4 protein-coding genes and 1 tRNA gene are annotated in these 2,619 nt (G+C 67.6%); 2 read left to right on the forward strand and 3 right to left on the reverse strand.

Annotation, left to right across the window (positions count from 1 at the left end; all coding sequences use genetic code 11):
• Window positions 1–970, reverse strand: a 970-nt coding sequence (locus tag WBP48_RS04220) for a 5'-3' exonuclease (protein WP_424436543.1), incomplete at its 3' end; no start/stop codon positions are given.
• Window positions 971–1,048: 78 nt separating this feature from the next.
• Between WBP48_RS04220 and WBP48_RS04225 the strand changes: the two genes are divergently transcribed.
• Window positions 1,049–1,486, forward strand: a complete 438-nt coding sequence (locus tag WBP48_RS04225; protein ID WP_424436546.1) for a hotdog fold thioesterase — start codon at window positions 1,049–1,051, stop codon at window positions 1,484–1,486.
• Window positions 1,487–1,577: 91 nt separating this feature from the next.
• Here the strand turns inward: WBP48_RS04225 and WBP48_RS04230 are convergent, their stop codons facing one another.
• A complete protein-coding gene (locus WBP48_RS04230) occupies window positions 1,578–2,207 on the reverse strand; it encodes an ANTAR domain-containing response regulator (protein ID WP_424436549.1) in 630 nt (209 codons plus the stop codon).
• A gap of 55 nt (window positions 2,208–2,262) precedes the next feature.
• On the opposite strand from WBP48_RS04230, the gene WBP48_RS04235 reads away from it, so the two are divergent.
• Window positions 2,263–2,348, forward strand: a tRNA-Leu gene (locus WBP48_RS04235).
• 19 nt (window positions 2,349–2,367) lie between these two features.
• On the opposite strand, the gene WBP48_RS04240 is transcribed toward WBP48_RS04235, so the two are convergent.
• A partial coding sequence (locus tag WBP48_RS04240) for a response regulator transcription factor (RefSeq protein WP_424436552.1) occupies window positions 2,368–2,619 on the reverse strand: 252 nt, incomplete at its 5' end.

The following is a 2,619-nucleotide window of genomic DNA, read 5'->3' on the forward strand; positions in this document are numbered from 1 at the left end:
CACCGGCGGCATCCACTTCTGCCGGGGACGGCGCGGCGACGGAGGGCGCAGCGCCGGCGTGGGCGGTGGATTGCGCGTCGATCCCGACCGCGTCGAACACGCGGGGCAGGAGCGTACGGAACTCGAGTCGGGCGAAGATGTCGCGCACCGCCTGCGCATCGATCGGCTGCACCACCAAGTCGGTCGGCGAGATCCCCAGGTCGACGTCGCGCACCAGGGTGTTCAGGGAACGGTTGCGCCGCACGTCGTCGAGGTGCTCGCGCAGGTTGCCCCCGACGACGCCGGTGACCTTGTCGGCGTTCTGAAGCAGCGCGTCGAGGCTTCCCCACTGGTTCAGCCACTTCACGGCGGTCTTCTCGCCCACCTTGGGCACGCCGGGCAGGTTGTCGCTCGTTTCACCGACGAGCGCCGCGATGTCGGGGTAGTTCACCGGCGGCAGCCCGTACTTCTCGACGACGGCGTCGGGCGTGTAGCGCTTCAGTTGCGACACGCCCTGAACGCTCGGGTAGAGCAGTGTCACCTCGTCGGTGACGAGCTGGATCGTGTCACGGTCGCCGGAGCACACCAGCACGTCGAAGCCTTCTGCCGCGCCGGCCGTCGCGAGAGTTGCGAGGATGTCGTCCGCCTCGATGCCCTCCTTCGTCAGCACTGGGACGCTCATGGCTGCGAGGCACTCCTGCAGAAGCGGGATCTGCCCCTTGAACTCTGCGGGAGACTCCGAGCGGTTGGCTTTGTACTCGGCATACTGGTCGGTGCGGAACGAGTGCCGGGAGGTGTCGAACGCGACGGCGAGGTGTGTCGGCTTCTCGGCCTTGACGAGGTTCACGAACATCGACAGGAAGCCGTAGATGCCGTTGGTGTGCTGACCGTCTTTGGTCGTGAAGTTGTCGACGGGAAGGGCGAAGAAGGCGCGGTAGGCGAGCGAATGGCCGTCCACGACGAGGAGGGTAGGCTTTGCGGAGTCCGTCACCCTGCAAGCTTAGGCGCGGGTGCCGACACCCGATCGTCTGCATCGATTCCCCATACCGTGCGCATCCGAAGGTGGACCATGAGCGCTGAGAACCTCCCCGCGAATCCGGCCGAGAACACCGATGCACTGGACTGGGCCCGTCGCCGCGGCATGGGTGCACTCGCCGAGAAGATGGGCATCGAGTTCACCGAATTCTCGATCGAGCGCTCCGTCGCGACGATGCCCGTCGAGGGCAACACGCAACCGGTGGGGCTGCTCCACGGCGGTGCCTACGTCGTGCTCGGCGAGTCACTCGGGTCGATGGCCGCGAACCTGCACGCCGGCGCGGGTCGGCTCGCCGTCGGCGTCGACATCAACGCGACGCACACGCGCTCGGCCACGAGCGGTATCGTGACGGGCGTGTGCACGCCCGTGCATCTGGGGCGCAGCCTCACGGTGCACGAGATCGCGGTCACAGACGAGCAGGGTCGCCGCTGCTCGACGATCCGCATCACGAACCTGATCCGCGACCTCTGACCGCGCGCTGACCCGCGAGACCGCCCGTGTGGGTCGAGACCCCTGCAACAATCGGCGGGTCTCGACCCAGCGAGCGGGTCTCGCGGGAGGGTCAGGACTTCTTGGGCGAGAGTTGCTCGATGATCGCCTTCGCGACATCCTGCATCGTGAGGCGACGGTCCATCGACGCCTTCTGGATCCAACGGAAGGCCTCGGGCTCGGTCAGGCCCATCTTCTCGTTGAGCAGGCCCTTGGCGCGATCGACGAGCTTGCGGGTCTCGAACCGCTCGACCATGTCGGCGACCTCGGCCTCGAGCGTGATGATCTGCTCGTACCGCGCGAGGGCGATCTCGATCGCCGGAAGCAGGTCGTTCGGCGTGAAGGGCTTGACGACGTACGCGAGCGCACCGGCCTCGCTGGCGCGCTCGACGAGCTCCTTCTGGCTGAACGCCGTCAGCAGGACGACGGGGGCGATGTGGCTCTTGCTGAGTCGCTCCGCCGCGCTGATGCCGTCGAGCACAGGCATCTTGACGTCCATGATGACGAGGTCCGGTCGCAGCTCGGTCGCCAGTTGCACCGCCGTCTCGCCGTCTCCGGCCTCGCCGACCACGTCGAACCCGTTGTCCCGGAGGATCTCGACGATATCCAGCCGGATCAACGACTCGTCCTCGGCGACGACGACGCGTCGCGGGGCGGATGCCGAAGCGGGCCCGGGGCCCGCGGTCTGTTCCTGCTCAGTCACCTTTGAATCCTACGGTATGGTCAATCCCGGGACGCGCGAGAATCGCCTCGCGTGCGCCGGTGTGGCGGAATGGCAGACGCGACCGACTCAAACTCGGTTGCCCGAAAGGGCGTGTGGGTTCGACTCCCACCACCGGCACCAGCAACGGGTGTCTGTCGACTCACGGTCCGGGTCGCGACGCGAAAGCCTTCCGTGACTCAGCGTCGCGCCGGATCATCCATGCCGCCAAAGCCGCGCGGTTGGGTAGGCCGAGCTTGCGGAGCGCGCTGCTGACGTGCTGCTCGACGGTCCGCCCGGAGAGATAGAGTTCCTCGGCGATCGTCCGGTTGGATGCCCCGCGAGTGACGAGCCGCGCGACCTCCGCCTCGCGCCGAGACAACGGGGCGTCGGCAGCGCCTGCGGCCTGCCGCGC

This window comes from Microbacterium sp., from assembly GCF_049661145.1.
Classification (GTDB): domain Bacteria; phylum Actinomycetota; class Actinomycetes; order Actinomycetales; family Microbacteriaceae; genus Microbacterium.

Coding starts and splice junctions, on each gene's coding strand:
- WBP48_RS04225 (WP_424436546.1), top strand. CDS start 1,049: ATGAGCGCTGAGAACCTCCCCGCGAATCCGGCCGAGAACACCGATGCA.